The organism is Algoriphagus sp., from assembly GCF_013373065.1.
GTDB lineage: Bacteria > Bacteroidota > Bacteroidia > Cytophagales > Cyclobacteriaceae > Algoriphagus.
In genome coordinates, this window is the sequence record NZ_JABXIN010000001.1 from 236,552 (window position 1) to 253,694 (window position 17,143).

The following is a 17,143-nucleotide window of genomic DNA, read 5'->3' on the forward strand; positions in this document are numbered from 1 at the left end:
TTAAATTTTTGGGAAATAACTGCTTTTTAAGAGCTGGCTAAGATAATTTGTTTTGCTAAAATACCAATTGCCGCTCGGAAAGTTTTCGGCTCATAACCCAACTCCTTTCGAGCTTTTTCAATGATAAATCCGGTTCGAAGAGGTCTTTTAGCAGGTTGGACAAATCGAGTGGAGTCTGTTTCTTGGATAAGGCTCTTGTCCAAACCGAAGAAATCCGCTGTCTCGATAGCCATTTCGTAGGGCGTTAAAAAGTCGGGTCCGGAAATATTGAAAACTCCTTCCGCTCCCTTTTCAGCGATCAAAATACAGCCCTCCGCTAAATCCTCAGCCAAGGTTGGGGTACGGAATTGATCATTCACTACTTGGATGGTTTTTCCTTGCTCTAGGCTTTCCTTTACCCATAAAACAATATTGGTCCGACTCAAGCCTGGAGAAATTCCAAAAACCAAAACGGTTCTTGCGATCGTCCATTTTAAGTTTGAGTAACGAACCAATTCCTCAGCATCCAGCTTGGTCTGTCCATAATAATTGACTGGATCTGGATCTTCTTCTTCGGTCAATGGTCCCTTGTTCCCAGAAAAAATAAAATCTGTAGAAACGAAAATAAAATGAGGCTGGAAATGCTGGGATGCATCTAATAGGTATTTGGTAGCCAGTACATTCGCACGATAACAAGCCTCTTGATTTTGCTCGCAGACATCAACATGTGTCATGGCTGCTCCATGAATGATAATATCAGGATGGTACTTTTCAAGCGTCTTTTTTACGGCTTCTTCATCCTCTATATCCAGAGAAACGTATTCAAAACTTTTTTCCTTCAAGCGGCAAGGCCCTCTTCCACTGGCTATGATTTCAAAATCACCTTTCTCTAGCAAGCGGTAAATAAGCTTTTGCCCCAACAAACCATTCGCTCCAGTGATAAATATTCGTTTTTTACTTCCCATCCTCTATGATATATCCAAATTCACGTTCGATTTGTGCTGGAGTCATCGCTTCCACTCTGATAGTCATGTAAATGGGATCCAAGGGCTTATCTCGAGAACCTCGAGGTTCCAAAGAAATTTTTTCAGCAACTTCCAAGCCTTGAATCACCTCTCCAAAAACAGTATACTCTCCATCCAAATGAGGTGTCCCCCCTACCGTGGTATAAGCTTCCAACTGTTCAGCAGAAAGGTCTTTGGTCAATTTGAGGTTAAGTGACTGCTCTATTTCATCCCTCTTGGATAGAATCAATCGCGTCAGGGAATCAAAGTCTTGTTGTTCGTAGAGTTGCGTATAAGTGGCTCGAAGCGAATCCTGGCTTTGCAATTGTACATATTGCATAAATGCAGCCTGCAGTTTCGCCATATCGGTAGTAAGCTCCAATTCATCATAAACTTGTCCCAAAACAATGTAAAATTGGGATCCACTGGATCTGCGCTCTGGGTTAATATTATTCCCCTGACGAGCGGCAGCTATCATCCCTTTTTTGTGGAAATGGTTTGGCCGAATCTCTGCTGGCAAAGTAGGCCATTCCTCAGCGGGCATTTCTTCTTTTGAGAAAACATCCCCACCCTGCACCATAAATTCCGGAATGACCCGGTGAAATTCAGTAGAATCAAATCTACCTGCCTCAGCTAATTCGATAAAGTTGGATTTATGGACGGGAGTATCATCGAAAAGAACCGCCACGATTTCTCCATACCGGGTATCGATTCGAATTACTTGTTCCTTTTGGCCAGCGCAGCCCAAAAATCCCAAAAAAACAAGGACCCAAAACCAATGATATTTCTTACTCATGTATTTAATTTTGATTTGATATCAACAAGAATTTCCTGTCCGCCTGCTTCCAATACCTCCTGAGCTAATTGCTCACCAAGTTTTTCGGGATTTTCCCTTTCTCCCTCCACTTCAAAACAGATTCTTTTTTGCCCATCCAAACTTACAATCCCTCCCTTTAATTGAAGCTTGCCTTGTTTTTCAGATGCAAGAGCAAAAACAGGAATGCTACAACCTCCTTCTAAAACCCGAAGATACGCCCGTTCCGCACGAAGCATATAGGAAGTAGAGAGGTCATTGCAAGCCTTTATGATTTGTTCTCGAATGGTAGTATCTAAGTTTTTGGAGGACTCAATCGCCACTGAACCTTGACCTACAGCAGGAATAAACTCCTCCAATAAAAGATTTTCGACAATTTTTTCATCATATCCCATTCGGTGTACTCCGGCGAAGGCTAGCAACAAAGCATCACACAAGCCTTCCTCCATTTTTCGGATTCGGGTTTGGAGATTACCTCGGACTTCTACCGTTTTGATGTGGGGATAAAAATGCTTCAAGGTAGCCACCCGACGTGTAGAAGAAGTTCCTAAAACCAGTGGCTTACCTGTATTTTTCAAAGAAATCCCAGATTTATGAGACAGCAATACATCATGGGCCTGTTCCCGCTGGGTAAAGGCAATGATCTCAAACTCATCGGGTAAGTTGGACTGCATATCCTTTGCGGAATGAACCGCAATATCTATTCGGCCATCCAACAATTGATCTTCTAACTCCTGCGTAAAAACCCCCTTGGATCCGATCTTTGAAATGGACACATCCAAAATCTGATCACCTTTGGTGTCGATAATTATAATTTCGGACTCAAGACCTGCACTTTTCAACAAATCCTGAACATGATATGCCTGCCAGAGCGCCAATTTGCTCCCTCTCGTCCCAATCTTAATTTTTCTCATTGATCTGCTCCTCGCTTGGGAGATTTCTTCTGAACTCCTTCTTCAATAAATTTTATAATTGCTCCCGCAATATCGATTCCTGTCGCTTTTTCAATTCCTTCCAAACCAGGGGAACTATTCACTTCCAAAATCAAAGGTCCGCGGGAAGATTGCAACATATCCACTCCGGCCACATCCAGCCCCAAAGCCTTCGCCGCCCCGAGTGCAGCAGCCCGTTCGGCTCGACTGAGTTTGATGATGGTTGCTTTCCCTCCGCGATGAAGATTGGAACGAAATTCACCTTCCGCTCCTTGTCGCTTCATGGCACCCACTACCTTTCCATTCACTACAAAGGCTCGGATATCAGCTCCTTTTGCTTCTTTGATGAATTCTTGAACAATGATACGGGCCTTCAAACCATGAAACGCCTCGATCACCGATTGGCCTGCTTTCTTTGTTTCCGCCAGCACCACACCCAAGCCTTGTGTGCCTTCCAATAATTTGATAATCAAGGGAGCTCCGCCAACATGCTCGATTATTTGTTTTTCTCCACCTTTGGAAAAGTTGGTGAAGGCCGTTTTTGGCATTCCCAGCCCAGCCTTTGAAAGGATCTGCAAACTCCTCAGCTTATCCCTACTTCGTACGATGGCCTGGGAATTATTCGCAGAAAACGCTCCCATCAACTCAAACTGGCGGACTACTGCAGTTCCATAAAATGTCACAGAAGCACCAATTCGGGGAATAATCGCATCAATATCAGTTAATTTTTGACCTTTGAAAATAATAGAAGGTCCCTCCTGCTCAATAATCAAATCACAAATACTGTGATCGACCACTAACGCTTCATGACCAGCCGCTTGGATCGCCTCTACAAGTCTTCTTGTAGAGTATAAATTTGAGTTTCGAGAAAGCACAGCGATCTTCATGACTAGTCGTGATTATAATTTTTAGAAAGATTTATCTGGTCAACATCGACCAAGAAGCGTCCTTTGAGGATTTTTCTCCCCAAAAGAATAGCATTTTTCATTTTTGAGCGATCAGTTAGGGTAAATTCCGCGATAAACCGTTCTCCTGCCAGCTCGATCTCAGTTTCAATGAGATAACGGAATTCTGCCTGACCGAAGGAATTTTTCACTTTTTTCTCACGGAATTTTTCAAAAACAACTTCCTCTCCCGTAAACTTTCGATGGCCTGGCATCAATACCTGGAAAACCAATTTTCGTTTTCCATCCCGCTCTTCAACTCGGATATTTTCAGCATGAATGGCACTGGTGTAGGCACCCGTATCCACTTTGGCCCAAACCGCAGAAAGCCCCAACCCAAAGAGGTTGATTTTTTCCTTCCGACCAATGATTTTATTAGGCTGCTTTTTTTGCATAGCGCGCTAGTAGCAAAAGAATATCCATGGAAAGATCCGTGAAAATCAATTTAGCATTTCCATTTCTATCCAAATGATAAATCGCCTCATTGAATTTTTCATACAATTCCGAAGCAGCATCTTCGTCCAAAACATGGGTGGCAATTTTTTCGACGAAATCCCGATCTTCTCCCTGCGTCCGGAGCATTTGATCCAATTGCGCATTGTGAAGCAAAATTTCTCGAGCAACGTTCATCCCGGTTTGGAAAATAGACCGCTGAAAATCCAAATCTGTCTTTTGAAATTTCTCTGCTAAATCGAAAATTTCACTAAATCTTCGGATTCCACAAAGTCGAAACCAGTCACGAACCCAGATGACCTGCCGATCTTCCACCTGGTCAACCATGCGCAAAGCAGCCCGAATATTTCCGTCGGCAATCATAGAGACCTGTTTAGCAACTTGCTCATCACATTTCCCGGATTCAACCAAGAAATTCTGAATCTCCTCATCCGTAAAACCCCTAACATTTATTTTTTGGGTTCGGGACAAGATTGTCGTTAGCAATTGGTCCGGTTGACTAGTGACCAACATGAAGAAGGTTCCAGGCTGGGGTTCTTCCAATATTTTCAAAAGGGCATTAGAAGCTTCAATATTGAGGTATTCCACCCCCCAGATCATCATGATTTTATAACTCCCTTCAAAAGAAGACAGCGCCAAAGAACGGATCACTTCCCGTGCGGCACCTACTGAGATATTCAGCTTTTTCTTTTCAAAATGATTTAAATGAATGAAGTCTTGGATATTCCCATAGGTCTGATGGGTGCAAAAATCACGGAAATTGGCTACCAGCTTCGCATTGACTTCATCTGCCTTTTTTTCTTCTTCTTTGGTAAGGCTCACCCGAGGAAAAACAAAATTGAAATCCGGCATGACCAATTTGGCCATTCGCTGACAGGAACCACACTGACCGCAGGAATCTTCTTCCGTTCGATTCTCACAATATAAATAGGTCGCCAAAGCTATAGGCATACCTAAGGAAGCCGAACCTTCCGGGCCATGAAACAATAAGGAATGCGCCAAATGGTTCTGCTGAACCGCCTTGGTCAATCGTTCTTTCGTCTCTTTTAATCCAGGGATTTGTGCAAACTGCATGCTTTTCGCGTCAAGGGATTATTTTTCCCAAATTCTGTAGTTCTTGGTTAAATCAAAAACTTTCTGGAGCATTTCTTCTTCCACTTGATTCCAAGCTACTTTTCGTCTCGCCATGACAGCTTGAGCAGTTTGGGCAAATTTTGGAAACTGAAAGGTGGAAAAACCTGCAGCCCCACCCCATGCGAAAGACGGAATAAAGTTCCTTGGAAAACCATCCCCAAAAATATTGGCTCCTACTCCGACAACCGTTCCTGTATTGAACATGGTATTGATTCCACACTTGGAATGATCCCCCATCATTAATCCACAGAATTGAAGCCCAGTATTTGAAAAGCCTCCACGGACATAATCCCAAAGCTTTACGGGCGCATAATTATTTTTCAAATTGGAGGTATTGGTATCTGCTCCCAGATTACACCATTCTCCGATGACCGAATTCCCAAGAAAACCTTCATGACCTTTATTGGAATAACCAAAAATCACCGAATTCGATACTTCTCCTCCTACTTTGGAATGCGGACCAACGGTGGTATCTCCTCGAAGTTTGGCCCCCATATTAACCGTCGATCCTTCACAAAGGGCGAATGGACCCCGAATAAGCGACCCTTCTTGAATTTCCGTGTTTTTTCCGATGTAGATAGGACCATTTTCGGCATTCAAAACCGCTGCCCGAATCAAGGCTCCTTCTTCAATAAAAATATTTTCAGGGGCATAAACCTTGGTGTGAGGATCTGAAATTTCCTGACTTTTTTTACCACGGGTCAATAAGTCAAAATCACGTTTGATCTCTGTTCCATTATGCTGAAAAATCTCCCAGGTCTTGGTTAGAAGCTGGGGGTCGGCATGAAGCTGAACCACTTCCTTTTGAGTAGCGGCACTTAAATTCTTTTCCGTCTCACCGATGTAGCAGGCAAGTAAAGTTTTTCCTGCATAAAGTGCTTGCCCTTCTTTAAGACCTTGAATTTCTTGAATGATTTCAGCCGTTGGGATCAACCCGCCATTGATAGCCAAACGCGCACCTTCATTTCGGGGATATTTTTCCTGCAAATAATCTTGCGTCAAAAAAGAAACTTCCTTGCCTGAAATTTTTTCCCATTTCTCAGCAATGGTCAATATCCCTATCCGAATAGCAGCAATCGGGCGAGTAAAAGTAAAGGGAAGCAAAGCCCCTCGAATAGACGGGTCATCAAATAAAAGCAGATTTTCCATGTGGCAAAAATAAAAAAGTCTCCCGGAATCCATGCTCCGGGAGACTTTTTGAACAGTCTTTGTATCGACTTATTTCTTCGCGTATCTTCTGTTGAATTTCTCCACTCGACCAGCAGTATCCAACAACATCTTCTTTCCAGTGTAGAAAGGATGAGACTCGGAACTAACTTCGATCTTGTACAGCGGATATTCATTACCATCTTCCCAAAGGATCGTTTCGTTGGTTTCGATGGTAGATTGGGTCAAGAATTTAAACTCAGAAGAAGTGTCATAAAACACTACTGGTCTGTAGTTTGGATGAATATCTTTTTTCATATCTTCAGTGTTTTTGTCTGCGCTTGCTCAAATGAGGCACAAAGTTATCCTTTTTGAAATAAGCCACCAAATCTTTATAAAAAATAATCGAAGGCATCTCGAATTTTTAAGATAAAACTTTAAAAACCCTCCGCAATCAGACCCAAAACTACTATTTTTCAAATCGATTGTGGGGAAATCCCAAAAAACACTTTCTAAGCTGAACTTCCTTTTATGAATAGAGCTGTTTTTCTCAAAGCCGGAAAATTCTTCTTCATTCTTTTCATCCTTGGGCTTACTTCCTATCATTCCTCCTATTCACAAGGAAGTTATGTCCCATTTGAACGGGATTACTATCATCTGATCGATCGCTACGAAATCTTACAGGGAAAAAACAATCCCTTTTTTCATACGGGATACAAACCCTACCGTCGGGACTTATTAGGTAAATATCTGGATAGTCTAGCTCAAGATCCAGTTATCAAAAGTGCATCCGACCGTTTTAATCTTTCCTACCTGGCACAAGACAATTGGGAATTTGTAACCCAAGAAACAGAAGAATCCAAAAAACCCTTTCTAAAAAAGCTCTATCGCCGACCTGGAGATTTTGCCCATTCTTATAGTGATGAATTCGACATTCACCTAAGTCCTGTCATCTATTTAGCGGGGGGCATGGAAACAGATCAGGATCAAAACCCTGCCCAACTTTCCCGTGGCTTTGTTGTTCGGGGAGCAGTAGATAAAAAGGTGAGTTTCTTTACCTACCTCACCACTTCAGAAGTATTTTTCCCAAGCTGGGTTAAAAACTATGCAGAATATCGAGGCGCTGTCCCTGGAGAAGGCTTTTGGAAAGAATACAACAGCGATGGTTATAGCTACTTTTCAGCAAGAGGACATGTCAATTTTCATTTGACAAAAAGTATTCAGGCGCAGGTAGGACACGATCGTAATTTCATTGGAGAAGGCTATCGATCCTTTTTACTCTCGGACTTTTCCAATCCATACATGTTTGTCAAACTCAACACCAAAATCGGGAAATTCCAATTGACAAACCTCTGGACTCAAATGACGGCGGATGTTTTTTATGACCGGGGAAGGCCCACAGACGGACGATATCCCCAGAAGTATTTCTCCATGCATCGCCTAGGATTCAACATTGGCAAAAAACTCAATTTGGGATTCTTTGAGTCCGTGATGACCGACAAGGTCAATTTCAACTATTTCAATCCTGTGGTTTTCTTCCGATGGGTGGAGCAACAGCTAGGAACTCCTGATAAGGTTATGCTTGGGATGGACGCCAAGTGGATATTGATACCTGGAATGCAACTTTATGGACAATTTGCCTTGGATGAATTTGTGTTTTCAGAGTTTTTTGGAATTGATGGAAAAGGATCCAAGCGAAATAAATATGGGGTGCAGGCAGGCTATAAATACATCAATGCTTTTGAAATCTCCAATCTAGACTTGCAATTGGAATTCAACACAGCCCGACCCTATACCTTTCAAGAAAAATTTGACCATCAATCCTACACCAACTGGAGAACTCCTCTGACGCACCCCTTGGGGGCTAATTTTAAGGAATTTGTCGGCATCGTCCGCTATCAACCTATTCCAAAGCTTCGATTAACACTACTTGGAAACTACCAATTGTACGGAACTGATCCTGATGCTGAAACCAATTGGGGAGGCGATATTTTGAAAAACAGATTGGAAGGCAGTCCGACTGGATTATTTGGGAATGTCACCGGACAAGGAATCGAAAATCAGGTTATCCAAACAAACCTAGTGGCAAGCTACATGCTCAAGCACAATTTATTCATTGACGGCACCCATATTTTCAGAAGAAGAACAGCTCAAGATCTTTCCTCGCCGGAGAGTTCTCAATTTATCCAATTGGCAATTCGCTGGAATTTTATCCGTCCTGAGTTCAATTATTAATGGATTAAGAAGATCAAGGAATATTTTGTCCCAATTTCAAACTCGAATGGCTTCCTGATTTTTCCGTAAATTGCGAGCCAAATTCGGAACTTTTCCTGCATGAAAACTTACTTACGGATCTTGTCCTACGCCCGTCCATTCGGCAAGTTCGTACCCACATATATCGGCTACACCCTTCTATCCATCATTTTCGGTTTGATCAATTTCACCTTACTCAAACCGCTTTTTGATGTGATCTTTGAACAGGTAGCTACTGATTCTTTGGAAAAATTCAGGGAACTCCCTCAATTTCAATTTACTTTGGAATACTTTACGGGGCTTTTCAATCATTATTTTCTAAAAATCCAGGACGGTTATGGAAAAGTGGGGACTTTAGCCTTCGTCTGTACCGTCATTGTCTTTTCTGTTTTTCTTTCCAACCTATTCACCTACTTGTCTGGTGTGGTTTTAGCAAAAGTTCGTGCCAAGGTCATCAAAGGCATGCGAACCGATATTTTCAATCGGGTGAGCGGGCTTCATTTAGGTTATTTTTCAAATGAGCGCAAAGGAGATTTGATGTCTAAAATGACCAATGATGTACAGGAAGTAGAAAACACCATCGTGCAGTCTCTTCGGGTCGTTTTCAGGGAACCGGCCACAATCATTCTATATTTCGCCGTCTTATTTTTTATGTCCGTCAAATTAACCCTGTTTACTATTCTATTAATTCCTATTTCTGGCGCCATCATTGGAGGAATCACGAGAAGGCTTAAAAGAAAGGCAGTAGAAAGCCAGCAAAGCTTAGGACGAATCGTAAATATTTTGGATGAAACTTTGGGGGGAATGCGCGTCATCAAGGCTTTCAATGCAGAATCCTTCATGTTTGGCAAGTTCGATAAGGAAACAGATAACTATGCGGCTGTCAATGTGAACATGGCCCGAAAAAACGAATTGGCCTCTCCTATTTCACAGTTTTTGGGGGTAACCGTAGTAGCTGGTATTCTGATTTATGGTGGGAGCCTGGTACTTAGCGGAAATTCCAATTTAAGTGCTTCGGATTTCATTACCTACATCATCATCTTTACCCAAGTCCTCAATCCAGCCAAAGAAATTTCACGTGCTGTTTCCAGCGTACAGCGGGGTATTGCATCCGCTGAGCGGATTTTTGAAGTAGTCGATACCCAACCGGCCATTACCTCTCCAGCCCATCCTCAAACGCTTACAGGCTTTCAACAAGAAATTGAATTTCGAAATGTGGATTTCTCCTATGGTGATAAAAAAGTCTTACAAGGAATCAATTTCAAGTTGGAGAAAGGAAAGACCATCGCCTTGGTCGGCCCTTCAGGGGGAGGAAAATCTACCTTGGCAGATTTGGTTCCAAGATTTTATGATCCCACCCATGGTGAAATCTTGATCGATGGAATCAATCTCAAATCATTGAATTTGGCTTCCCTCCGAAAGTACATGGGAATAGTCACCCAGGAATCCATCTTATTTAACGATTCCGTTTTCAACAACATCGCATTCGGCTTGGAAGGCGTTACCGAAAAGCAGGTTATGGAAGCGGCACAAATCGCCAATGCCCATGAGTTTATCGAAAAGATGGAAAACGGATATCAGACCAACATTGGAGAACGGGGAAGTAAACTTTCAGGCGGGCAGCGGCAGCGCTTAAGCATTGCCCGAGCCGTATTAAAAAATCCACCTATTCTAATTTTGGATGAAGCAACCTCCGCTTTGGATTCCGAATCCGAAAAGCTGGTACAGGAAGCCTTGACTCAATTAATGAAAAACCGAACCACGCTGGTAATCGCTCATCGACTAAGTACCATTCAGCATGCGGATGAAATCTTGGTAATCGATCAGGGTCAAATCATTCAACGGGGAACCCATGCTGAATTACTCAAGCAAAAAGGACTTTACCAGAAGCTTTCCAGTATTCAGTCCGTTTAGTTATATTCGAAGAAAATAATAATCACCACTATGCGGAAGTTTCACCGAATTCTCCAAATCATTTTACTGGTCTATTTTGCAGGTTTACTCATATTTTTCATTTCCTTCGATACCATGGCAGGTTTAGTAGGAATCGCCGAAGTCACCTCCGATTCTGTGGTTAAAATTTTACTGACAGGATTAGTCTTGTTTTTGATCTCTTGGCTAGTCGGAAAAGGCGTAAAGTCATCTTTAGAAGGCAAAGTCAAAAAGATGGAAAATGAAATGAATGCACTCAAAGCAAAAATTTATGACTTTGAACATCCAAAGACTACAGAAAAACCAAAATCTCAGGAGACTCAACCACCTTCAGATTCTGAAGGAAGCAGCATTCCTCCGAGACAAAATTTCACCGAATAATTAAGGTTTACATTCAAAAACTGTATATTAAGGAAACCAAAACGGTTTCCTTTTTTTATGGTTGCAAAAACTTTTGGAAGTGCAGTCTCAGGAGTAGACGCCAATCTCATCACAATTGAAGTCAATGTAGGTCAGGGCACCAGCTTTTTCATGGTAGGCCTTCCGGATTCTGCTGTTAAAGAATCCCAACAGCGAGTGGAATCGGCACTCAAGTATTTCAACTACCGAATGCCCAGGCAAAAAGTCGTCATTAATTTAGCTCCTGCTGATATTCGCAAAGAGGGTTCAGCCTATGACCTTCCCATCGCCATGGGAATTCTTCAAGCATCTGAGCAGGTAGATTTTCCTGAATTGGATCGGTATGTAATCATGGGTGAGCTTTCCCTCGATGGTAATTTAAGGCCTATAAAAGGTGTGCTTCCCATCGCTATCGAAGCTCGTAAACGGGGATTCAAAGGGTTTATTCTTCCCTTGGAAAATGCCAAGGAAGCTTCCATCGTCAACAATCTGGATATTATCGGAGTCGAAACCCTAAATGAAGCTGTTGAATTTTTACAGGGAAATCTTGAAATCACCCCTTTGGTCACCGATACACGGGAGATCTTTTATCATTCTTTGGATGATATTGAGTTTGATTTTTCCGATGTGCAAGGACAAGAAAACATCAAACGCGCCATGGAAATCGCTGCAGCAGGCGGACACAATGTCATCATGATTGGACCTCCCGGTGCCGGAAAAACCATGTTGGCCAAGCGACTTCCCTCTATCCTTCCTCCACTTTCGTTGCAAGAAGCCTTAGAAACCACCAAAATCCATTCTGTTGCTGGCAAACTTGGAAAAAACGCATCGCTTTTAGCTAATAGACCCTTTCGAAGTCCACATCACACCATTTCTGACGTGGCGCTTGTAGGAGGTGGTGGTAATCCCCAACCTGGAGAAATCTCCTTGGCACACAATGGCGTGCTGTTTTTAGATGAATTACCCGAATTCAAGCGAACTGTTTTGGAAGTGATGCGACAACCTTTGGAAGAACGAAAAGTCACGATTTCCCGCGCAAAAATATCCGTGGACTACCCTGCCAATTTCATGCTTATCGCCAGTATGAATCCCTGCCCATGCGGTTATTACAACCATCCTGAAAAGGAATGTGTCTGTGGACCAGGAATTGTGCAACGCTACCTCAATAAAGTCAGCGGACCCTTATTGGATCGGATCGACCTCCACGTGGAAGTCACGCCGGTGAAATTTGACGAAATGACCTCCACCCGAAAGGCTGAGTCCAGCAAATCCATCCGGGAGCGGGTGATTCAAGGACGAGAAAAACAAAAAGAGCGCTTCCAAAACAACCCGGAAGTCTACTGCAATGCCATGATGCCTTCCCATATGGTTAAGGAGGTCTGCCAAATCAACGAAGCCGGAAAAGCTTTGCTGAAAACCGCGATGGAGCGCCTGGGATTAAGTGCCCGTGCCTACGATCGGATTTTGAAAGTAGCCCGAACCATTGCTGATATTGCCGATAGTGAAACAATTAAAGTGGAACATCTGGCAGAGGCAATCCAATATCGAAGCTTAGACCGCGAGGGATGGGCAGGGTGATTTTTTCTGATCATGTAATATGCTATCACTTCCTTTACAAGGTTTAGATATAGAAAACCTGTCCCATATCGTCCTCAGACAGTAGCTTATACTGGTCATTGATTTGGCAATACTATAGGGGCCAAAACTATTTTTTTATTGATCTGTAAATAGAAAGCCCAATCGTTTTCGAGAATCTTTTAAATTTCAATAATCAAAAAATGAATGGATAAACTTAAAGTACAAATCAGGAACCTCAGGTACACAAGAGAAGAAGGACTGTACCCTTCCCCTCCTTACCATTAGTTTGTCTAGAACCAGTAGCCTTATGATAGGCTCCTCGACTAAACTCCTTTGAGCTTCTTTACGACAAAACGCTTTAAAAATGCCAGAATCACAAAACCTAATCCTAGCAAGACCGCTTGAAGCCCTAAGAATACACTGACCCCAACGGCCCCTTTTCCAATATCAAAAACCATCATAATCCCTCCAATGACGGCCATCACTCCCAATCCAAAAATAACCCATCCAAAATTCATAGCCTCTCGCAAGCCCCATCCTTGAATCGACAGAAATATACCCGTAGAAAGGAACCATAGACCAAAGAAAATGGTGATTAGTTTCATGGTAGCCATCAAATTTGCCAACATCAACACACCTAGAATGGCCGTTAGCAAACTCCATAAAAGAGATTGATTTTCTCTTTCTTCTTTGGGAGCAAATAAATAGCCTAAGAGCCCTGTAGCACCTGCTACCAAGGTCAAAATTCCCAGCCAAAAGGATAGGCCCGCCAACATATCAGCTGGATGACGCATTACGTAGATCCCGAGAATTATGAAAAGCAAACCTTGCAAAAGAATTACCCACCACTTTTTAAAAACTGACTGTAACATGAACGTAGTATTTAAATTTGAAAATTCTGAACTTAAACTTCATTTGAAAGAAAAAAGAACTTTTCGAGCTTATTGAGGCCCGGAAGTCTCAGGGAATATACGGATAAATTTTGCCAAATCCGGAAATCACCCACCCCATTCAATCTAGCTCCATTAGCTCAGGCTTCAAGCTTCATCTTCTGTGATTCGGCAGCTCCCTCCAAAATATTCGAAATACCAACCCTTTTGATCAAAGCCATTCCTTCTTTCTTCTTGAGAATTGTCTAGGATTAGGGATATTGGTTTGAAATAAGAGTTTCAAATCAAACTATTGATTTCATTTGGAAGAATAAAAATGATCAATCCCAAAATCGGTTGAAATCATGGACTTCTTTTCACCAATTGAAAAGAAAGCCTTTTTAAATGGATAAGGGTAAAGCTTTTTGATCTAAGAAAACTTATTCAAAATGGTAAATGTGGATGGAGAGGATACATTTACCGGGCTTAACAATATTAAACGAGCGTTGGCTTTAGGACAGGGTGGCGAACAATTCCGCGCCCCAAAATATTGGGCTCCTTTCCTTTTGAATAGTATTTAACACACCTCTCTTATTGAATATTTTAAGAGAAAAGGAATAAAAACATATTGAGTTTTGAATTGGTTATATCTAGGCTTATATACTTAATCAATTGATTGCTTTTCTAAACCCTTTTAAAACCGATCCGATGAAAAAATTACTTGTTTTATTTCTTCTATCCGTTTCGAGTGCAGTTTCTGCCCAAGATTTAATCCAAACAGATAATCAAGACGTCAAAATCACACCTATCCTTCACGGTTCATTGGTACTGGACTACAAAGACATGACGATCTATGTAGACCCATACGGGGGAGCTGAGCGCTTTCAATCTCAAAATCCAGCAGATCTAGTATTGATCACAGATATCCACGGCGATCATCACAACCAAGAAACGCTTGATGGACTCGATTTATCACAAGCAGTGATTGTTGCACCTCAAGCTGTTGCGGAAAAGCTTCCGGCTGAAAAATATCGAAGCATCATCGTCCTTGGAAATGGGGATATAGAAACTATTTTGGGGAGCAGAATTGAGGCCATCCCCATGTACAATTTGCCTGAAACCGATGATAGCAGACACCCCAAAGGAAGAGGAAATGGCTATATCGTTGAATTAGGAGGAAAGAGTTTTTATTTCTCAGGAGATACGGAAGATATTCCAGAAATGAGAGCCCTGGAAAATATTGACGTAGCCTTTGTATGCATGAACTTACCCTATACGATGGATGTGGATCAAGCGGCCAGCGCTGTTTCCGAATTCAAACCTACCATTGTTTATCCTTACCACTACAGAGGAACAAACGGACTTAGTGATGTAGAAAAATTCAAAACCCTCGTTCAGGGCCAAGCACCTAATGTAGATGTTAGACTACGAAATTGGTATCCAGAGAATTAAAATCTAATCCGATTCACATTCCAAATAAATAACAAGCCCCTCGATTCGAGGGGTTTATTTTTTTGTATCAATCTCTGATTAAAATCAACTTTTCTATATCCAAAAATCAGGTGATTTATTATTGTCAGATACTAGTTTCAGTAACTAGAATAAGTCTGGCCTTTAAAGAAATAAATCATGAAAAAGTTGTTCATCGCCATATTCGTTGTGGCGACCCTCATTGGAGCAGCTTATCCAAGCTTTGCTCAGCAAATGACCAAACAGGATTACTTGGAAAAAAGTAAAAAGCAAAAAACTACAGCTTGGATTCTACTTGGAGCTGGGGCAGCAGTAACCACTACTGGTGCTATTATCTTTTCTGAAAACTTCTGCATTTTCGGTTGTTCAAAAAGTGAAGTGGACGCTTCAAATGCCGGCGGAGTGATGGTTTTGGCAGGTGGAGCCGCCATGTTGGCGAGTATTCCTGTTTTTATCAGTTCAGGAAACAATGCAAAAAAAGCGGCAGAATTGAGTTTCAGGTATCAACCCATGAATATACCGGAATATGTGGGAACCATTCCTAAGGCCTATCCTTCGTTAACACTGACTATCCCAATTGATTAAACCAAACCAACCTAGGCGAAGGAGGAGAATTCTTAATTAGAGTCAAAAAAGATTTGAATTAATTTTTATACCTTTTTTAGATTCAATTTCATGAGACTATGGAACTCCTCCTTCGTTACCTCCACTTTATCTCGGTATTTACACTAGCCGGAACTTTATTCGCAGAATTTTTTCTTCTCGACAAGAGCCTTACAAAGAAACAAATCAAATTGCTTAGCCGAATCGATGCCGTTTATGGGATTTCTGCTCTTTCCTTACTTATTGTAGGTCTTTCACTTTGGTTGGGAGGGTATGGAAAACCCACTGAGTTTTACAGTCAAAACCCAACCTTCCATCTCAAATTGACTCTGTTTATTTTGATTGGACTAATTTCTATTTATCCAACTATCTTTTTTATTCGACAAGCAAAAGGAAAGCAAAGTCAAAAAGTTTTGATCCCTCAGGGGATTATTTGGTCCATTCGAATGGAATTAATTCTGTTATCCATCATCCCTGTCTTAGCTGGCTTGATGGCCAAAGGAATCCGAATTTTTTAACCCCCAAAACAAATCCCCAAACCTTTTGCTGCTTGTACTAGGGTTCCTTTTGGATCCACCACATGATAGGTACTGATAGCTTCTTTAATTGGAACAGCACTGAAATCATTATTTCTCAAAACAACTAATTGCCCAAATTTCTGATTCAAAACCAATTCCATCGCCTTCACTCCAAAAACAGAAGCAATGACCCGATCAAAAGCAATCGGAGTTCCTCCACGCTGGATATGTCCCAATACCGTTTCCCTGATTTCAGCTTGTAATCCTGCATCTTTTAACTGCTGGCTTAAGGTAAAAGCAACTCCTCCTAACCGAACCGATTGCCTTCCTGCTTCACCCTCCACACCTGTTACGGTGCCATCTTTCGCATGAGCACCTTCAGCAATCACAATATTCACAAAGCCTCTTCCATCATCATATCGCGCTCGGATCTTTTGAATGACTTTATCTAAATCATAGGGTATTTCAGGAATCAAACAGATTTCTGCACCTCCAGATATAGCGGTATACAAAGCAATCCAGCCCGCATTGCGTCCCATCACTTCCATAATCATGACCCGGTGGTGACTTGCCGCTGTCGTCACTAGTCGATCCAAGGAATCAGAAGCTATCTGAACCGCAGTCTGAAATCCAAAAGTGAAATCAGTAGAAGAAAGATCATTGTCAATGGTTTTGGGAACTCCAACAATAGGTATTCCTGCCTCGAATAATGCTTGGGATATCTCCTGAGAACCATCGCCTCCTATATTGATCACCGCATCAAATCCCAATTCCTTGATTCTATCAATTAACAACTGGAGATGATTTTCCAATTTTACCGAACCATCAGTTTGTTTGACCGGAAACCGAAGCGGATTTCCTTTATTAGTAGTTCCGATAATGGTACCTCCTTGTACATGAATACCACCTGTATTGGATTCATCCAACTTTACGATTCTTGGCGGGCTATCCATAATTCCATTGAAGGCTTCATAACTCCCCCAAACCTCCCAGTCTTTCTCTCGGGAAGCGCGTTTTGCAATTCCTCGAATCACCGCATTCAATCCAGGGCAATCCCCACCACCTGTTGCGACCAACACTTTCTTCATATTCAAAAATTAAGTTAGAATGCTACA

At 41.9% G+C, this 17,143-nt stretch carries 17 protein-coding genes; 7 read left to right on the top strand and 10 right to left on the bottom strand.

Annotated features, from left to right (window positions below; genetic code table 11):
- Positions 1-26 precede the first annotated feature (26 nt).
- The 8 genes from HWE15_RS01045 to HWE15_RS01080 all read right to left on the bottom strand — a co-directional run bounded on the left by HWE15_RS01045 (position 27) and on the right by HWE15_RS01080 (position 6,724).
- Positions 27-944 carry an SDR family oxidoreductase gene (locus tag HWE15_RS01045; protein WP_290505641.1) on the bottom strand — a complete coding sequence of 306 codons (918 nt, stop codon included), beginning with the start codon at positions 942-944 and terminating at the stop codon, positions 27-29.
- Complete coding sequence (locus HWE15_RS01050; RefSeq protein ID WP_290505642.1) at positions 934-1,779, bottom strand: peptidylprolyl isomerase; 846 nt, start codon at positions 1,777-1,779, stop codon at positions 934-936. Before HWE15_RS01050 ends, HWE15_RS01045 begins: the two co-directional genes overlap by 11 nt.
- The gene (gene hemC, locus HWE15_RS01055; protein ID WP_290505643.1) at positions 1,776-2,711 is read right to left on the bottom strand and encodes a hydroxymethylbilane synthase; all 936 of its coding nucleotides are present in this window, start codon (positions 2,709-2,711) and stop codon (positions 1,776-1,778) included. The genes HWE15_RS01050 and hemC overlap by 4 nt, the downstream gene beginning before the upstream one ends.
- Positions 2,708-3,616, bottom strand: a complete 909-nt coding sequence (rimK, locus tag HWE15_RS01060; protein ID WP_290505644.1) for a 30S ribosomal protein S6--L-glutamate ligase — start codon at positions 3,614-3,616, stop codon at positions 2,708-2,710. Before rimK ends, hemC begins: the two co-directional genes overlap by 4 nt.
- 2 nt (positions 3,617-3,618) lie before the next feature.
- A complete protein-coding gene (locus HWE15_RS01065) occupies positions 3,619-4,068 on the bottom strand; it encodes a RimK/LysX family protein (protein WP_290505645.1) in 450 nt (149 codons plus the stop codon).
- A complete protein-coding gene (locus tag HWE15_RS01070; RefSeq protein ID WP_290505646.1) occupies positions 4,049-5,200 on the bottom strand; it encodes a hypothetical protein in 1,152 nt (383 codons plus the stop codon). Before HWE15_RS01070 ends, HWE15_RS01065 begins: the two co-directional genes overlap by 20 nt.
- An 18-nt stretch (positions 5,201-5,218) precedes the next feature.
- Complete coding sequence (locus HWE15_RS01075; protein ID WP_290505647.1) at positions 5,219-6,409, bottom strand: GlmU family protein; 1,191 nt, start codon at positions 6,407-6,409, stop codon at positions 5,219-5,221.
- Between the two features lie 69 nt (positions 6,410-6,478).
- Positions 6,479-6,724, bottom strand: coding sequence for a type B 50S ribosomal protein L31 (locus tag HWE15_RS01080; RefSeq protein WP_290505648.1), 246 nt, complete (start codon positions 6,722-6,724; stop codon positions 6,479-6,481).
- Positions 6,725-6,937: 213 nt separating this feature from the next.
- On the opposite strand from HWE15_RS01080, the gene HWE15_RS01085 reads away from it, so the two are divergent.
- From HWE15_RS01085 to HWE15_RS01100, 4 genes are all read left to right on the top strand, one after another.
- Positions 6,938-8,641, top strand: coding sequence for a hypothetical protein (locus tag HWE15_RS01085; protein ID WP_290505649.1), 1,704 nt, complete (start codon positions 6,938-6,940; stop codon positions 8,639-8,641).
- Between the two features lie 99 nt (positions 8,642-8,740).
- Positions 8,741-10,573: an ABC transporter transmembrane domain-containing protein gene (locus HWE15_RS01090; RefSeq protein ID WP_290505650.1), complete on the top strand. Its 1,833-nt coding sequence runs from the start codon at positions 8,741-8,743 to the stop codon at positions 10,571-10,573.
- A 30-nt stretch (positions 10,574-10,603) separates the two neighbouring features.
- Positions 10,604-10,972: a hypothetical protein gene (locus HWE15_RS01095; protein ID WP_290505651.1), complete on the top strand. Its 369-nt coding sequence runs from the start codon at positions 10,604-10,606 to the stop codon at positions 10,970-10,972.
- A gap of 57 nt (positions 10,973-11,029) precedes the next feature.
- Positions 11,030-12,568 carry a YifB family Mg chelatase-like AAA ATPase gene (locus HWE15_RS01100; protein WP_290505652.1) on the top strand — a complete coding sequence of 513 codons (1,539 nt, stop codon included), beginning with the start codon at positions 11,030-11,032 and terminating at the stop codon, positions 12,566-12,568.
- A 323-nt stretch (positions 12,569-12,891) separates the two neighbouring features.
- Here the strand turns inward: HWE15_RS01100 and HWE15_RS01105 are convergent, their stop codons facing one another.
- Positions 12,892-13,440, bottom strand: coding sequence for an HdeD family acid-resistance protein (locus tag HWE15_RS01105; protein ID WP_290505653.1), 549 nt, complete (start codon positions 13,438-13,440; stop codon positions 12,892-12,894).
- 705 nt (positions 13,441-14,145) lie between these two features.
- Between HWE15_RS01105 and HWE15_RS01110 the strand changes: the two genes are divergently transcribed.
- The 3 genes from HWE15_RS01110 (at position 14,146) to HWE15_RS01120 (ending at position 16,028) form a co-directional block, all read left to right on the top strand.
- The gene (locus HWE15_RS01110) at positions 14,146-14,889 is read left to right on the top strand and encodes an MBL fold metallo-hydrolase (protein ID WP_290505654.1); all 744 of its coding nucleotides are present in this window, start codon (positions 14,146-14,148) and stop codon (positions 14,887-14,889) included.
- A gap of 177 nt (positions 14,890-15,066) precedes the next feature.
- Positions 15,067-15,492: a hypothetical protein gene (locus tag HWE15_RS01115; protein ID WP_290505655.1), complete on the top strand. Its 426-nt coding sequence runs from the start codon at positions 15,067-15,069 to the stop codon at positions 15,490-15,492.
- Positions 15,493-15,590: 98 nt separating this feature from the next.
- Positions 15,591-16,028, top strand: a complete 438-nt coding sequence (locus tag HWE15_RS01120) for a DUF2214 family protein (RefSeq protein WP_290505656.1) — start codon at positions 15,591-15,593, stop codon at positions 16,026-16,028.
- Here HWE15_RS01120 and HWE15_RS01125 read toward each other — a convergent pair.
- Complete coding sequence (locus HWE15_RS01125; protein WP_290505657.1) at positions 16,025-17,116, bottom strand: 6-phosphofructokinase; 1,092 nt, start codon at positions 17,114-17,116, stop codon at positions 16,025-16,027. The two genes, HWE15_RS01120 and HWE15_RS01125, sit on opposite strands and share 4 nt — an antisense overlap.
- Positions 17,117-17,143 lie beyond the last annotated feature (27 nt).